The sequence below is a fragment of the Bacteroidota bacterium genome (genome assembly GCA_039111535.1).
GTDB lineage: Bacteria > Bacteroidota > Rhodothermia > Rhodothermales > JAHQVL01 > JBCCIM01.
In genome coordinates, this window is sequence record JBCCIM010000326.1 from 1 (window position 1) to 3,620 (window position 3,620).

4 protein-coding genes are annotated in these 3,620 nt (G+C 49.7%); 2 read left to right on the forward strand and 2 right to left on the reverse strand.

The features are described 5' to 3' along the window. The first annotated feature begins 154 nt into the window (after positions 1-154). Both AAF564_26400 and AAF564_26405 read left to right on the forward strand, forming a co-directional pair. The gene (locus tag AAF564_26400; protein MEM8489105.1) at positions 155-997 is read left to right on the forward strand and encodes a 4-(cytidine 5'-diphospho)-2-C-methyl-D-erythritol kinase; all 843 of its coding nucleotides are present in this window, start codon (positions 155-157) and stop codon (positions 995-997) included. A 507-nt stretch (positions 998-1,504) separates the two neighbouring features. Then, positions 1,505-2,461: an SH3 domain-containing protein gene (locus AAF564_26405; GenBank protein MEM8489106.1), complete on the forward strand. Its 957-nt coding sequence runs from the start codon at positions 1,505-1,507 to the stop codon at positions 2,459-2,461. 70 nt (positions 2,462-2,531) lie between these two features. On the opposite strand, the gene AAF564_26410 is transcribed toward AAF564_26405, so the two are convergent. Further along, positions 2,532-3,047 carry a hypothetical protein gene (locus AAF564_26410; GenBank protein ID MEM8489107.1) on the reverse strand — a complete coding sequence of 172 codons (516 nt, stop codon included), beginning with the start codon at positions 3,045-3,047 and terminating at the stop codon, positions 2,532-2,534. 137 nt (positions 3,048-3,184) lie between these two features. After that, a complete protein-coding gene (locus tag AAF564_26415) occupies positions 3,185-3,469 on the reverse strand; it encodes a hypothetical protein (GenBank protein ID MEM8489108.1) in 285 nt (94 codons plus the stop codon). Positions 3,470-3,620 lie beyond the last annotated feature (151 nt).

Sequence of the window (3,620 nt, forward strand, 5' to 3'; positions counted from 1 at the left end):
GCATAGCAATTTATGGCATCGAAACGGGTAATCGCCGGCAATTTGGAAAACCGTTGTCAGTTTTTCAACGGAGCCAAAAGGTGCTTTTGCTGGTTACAGATACTCATAAGTGCCTGAAAAAATCAGGCCACATCTAAACGCGTGAGGTAAATAATTGATTCTTGAACAGCGTGCGCCGGCGAAGCTGAATCTTGGATTGCATGTTTTGCAGAAAAGAGCAGATGGGTACCACGATATAGAGACGGTTTTTCTACCCGTTGCCTGGTATGACTCGTTGCGTGCTGAGCCGCATGCGGCCTGGCAATTTACCTGCTCTGATGCCGAACTTCCTACTGATGACGGCAACCTTTGTGTACGCGCTGCCCAGCAATTACAAGCTGTGACGGGTGTGGGAGGCGGCGCACGGTTGCACCTTGAAAAGCACTTGCCTTATGGTGCCGGACTTGGGGGCGGTTCGAGCGATGCAGCACATACCTTGCGCATGCTTAACAAGCTCTGGGATGCCGGCGCAAGTAAAAAAACCTTACACACGATTGCAGCGGGCCTTGGGGCTGATGTTGCCTTCTTTTTGGAAGACCAACCTATGTTTGCAACGGGCCTTGGAGAGCAACTTGAACCATTGTTATTCGAACCTCATCTGGCGTATCGTTTTCCATATGCGCTGGTTATAGTTGTGCCGCCCGTACATGTCGGGACGGCCGATGCGTACCGTGGCATCATTCCCAATAATAATAACCGTCCGGATATTCGTGCGTTGGTCATGTCAAATGATCTTTCGCGTTGGCGGAAGCATTTGGTCAACGATTTTGAAGAGACAGTTTTTCAGCAATATCCTGTTATTCAGCAAGTGAAAGAGCATTTGCTAGCATCAGGGGCCGGGTATGCCGCAATGTCGGGGTCGGGGTCGTCCGTATTTGGTGTATTTGAAGAACAGGTCGATGCAGATCGTGCCGCAGTGCATTTTGAGCAAGCGGGCATGCGTACCTGGACCAGCTGATGCCGTTGGCAATCCCCCTTAAATCGCCTTAATGCCAACTTTCGGTCGGCCTTCTCTGTATTTAGCGCATGCCCTGCCGCGATGCATGTCGTTTTTGTACATGACTTTGCGTTTCTCTTATTGCCTCTCCCCAGTAAGCCTACACGTTGCTGCCGCAGTACCGGCTAGATGTATCGTTGTGTTCTGCCAGGTGCTTGTTCATCAATTGCCGGCATTCTGCTTCATTTTCTTGTTACGTTATCATTAAATGGAATGAAGAAGTGGGGTCGATTGTCAGAGAAGTGTTTCCAATGAAATGAATAGAGGATAGTGTTGATACATGTTTGTGTTATTCCACGCACAATTCTCTTTAGACCCGCACGTTCTTTAACGGTACAGAACTTGTGTTGACACGGTACCCATACGCGTCGTCTGATGCCAGATGCGCCGGTAACAACGTATTAATAACGCTCTTAGCCAGCCCCCCTTCGCGTTATTTGCCCTTACGTACCCAAGGATTTATTTCAAATGATGAGAAGGTATTTGTTTGCAAACACCGTCGCCCGGTGTGCATTTTTGGTGTTGCTTTTTGCTACAGTGTCCGGATTGTTTACATCTGCTGCGCTGGCGCAGGCACCTGAATTGGAAAAACTTCAGCAAAAGCGAGACAGTCTCGAAACGGTACGTGATGCCCTGCAGGAGCAACTCAATGTGGTACATGCTGTACTTGCAGAAACAGAGGCATTGGTTCAGTTGCACCAATCAGCAGATGTGGTCGCTGAGAGTGTGGTATTGATTACCAACATGGAGGCCAGCTTGCGTTCGCGTCCCTCACCGGATGGGCGGGTTGTCCGATTGTTGCCGGCCAGCACCCCGCTGATCGCCATAGATTACGATGGTGCGTATTGGAAAGTGCGGTATGAAGGTGTTGAGGGCTGGGTAATGCGGTTGTTTATCGATGAAGGAGAAGGGGCTTCGGCGTTGAAGGATAAACTCACTGCGATGCATCAAGTGTCTGACGGCGCTACTGCTTCTGAGGATTTGCAGTTGGCTGCAGAACGGGCAGGAAAAGACTTTTTGGTAACAGATTTTGGTATAAATCCGCCTAATTCTGCAGGCGGCATCTCTCTCTATTATGCCTTTGAACACCTCGATTCAACGCGGGCCGTACGGGAGGTGACCTTTTCTATTACACCTTACGACGAAGATGGCTTAAAGGCGCGCGGCCTGAATTCTGGTACATCAACGAAGCGCTTGCGCAGGTTTGGGCCTATCTCTGTACACGACGGGAAAAAAGAGTACCAGTTCGATAATGTATGGTACAATGGCAATATTGCTTGCGCAGAAATCAACCGCATCGACATCGTATACACGGATGGCTCGCGCGCATCACATCGGCAGGAAGTTGGGCACGTGCTGTCGGGCAAAATTAAAAATAACTGTACCCTGACAACCGCGGAGTCATTGGAGGCCGGTCACGAATAAGGGTCAATAAATGCGTTTTTAAATAGCATTGCCGGCACATCGGACTGAGATCTCAGACTGCAATTTTAGGCTAGGCCTCGTCAGGATCTCCCTTGAAAGCGTTTAGATCAATCTCCAGGTAGGATAAGAGCAGGTCAAGCGCCCACGTCTGATTCTCATTGCCGGACCATTCGTACCCTTTGATAACTTCATCTGCTACAGTTTCCCAGTCCACCGTCCAATCTTTATATACGTGAAAGGAGAACTGGTCTGTGTCCGTCTCAAAATAAAGGGCGCCTTCTTCTGGGTCATAAATTGAGTCAGCGCCATCATCTTCCCGCGCCATTTCAGCAGCCAGCACGATAAGCGGCACCTTGAAGTCATAGACCATTTTGTGAACGCGTTTGGCTTCGCTGTTCAGGTAGTTTGCCAGGACTACACAGCCATGACTGCTTGAGATCGCAATTTTTGCTGCATCCCGTGTTGTTTCTTCAGCTTCTATCAGATCCAGGGCGGCTACAACAATTGGCCATACAGCGATAGGTTCACTTCCTGTGAGCGTGCCTTCCTTTCGAGGAGGGGTGACGGTAATACTATCGAGGTTCATTGTACTTGTTAGGGTGTTGTCAAGCGTCTTGGGTCAAAGGTTTCTGCAAAAGACAAAAGTCGGTTATTGCTGCACACTCATAATCGTTACAAATATTGGATAACGGAGAAGATTGTACAGACGCGTCTTTGAGCAGGTTACGCGTGGTTCTGTCGCTGGAGTTCGTATTGTTTCTCCAGTTCCAGGGCTTTTTCGATTAAGGTTTGTTTAAGTGGCACCAGGGTGTCATGTTGTTCAATGTATCTATCCATTGCCTCTTCAAGAGACGATTCGCGGGTGACAACAGTACGTCGTTGTCGCTCCTCGGGTACAACAATACGTTCTATGGATGCGATATTATTGGCCGCACCCAGTGCAGTTCTGATTTGCTGGCCGTCGATATCGGTTGCAGCATTTTCCTTTACCTGGTAACGAACGCGCACCACAGCATCGTGTACTTGCCCAAGGGAACAATGAGCTCCAGCCCGAAGGGTGCGGGCGTGTAGCCCTGCTCCCGGATGAAGAAGAAGGAGAGGAGCAAGCTATAGGCGACACCAGGCACGAGGAACAGGCCGACCAGCAGCTGCCCGAGGC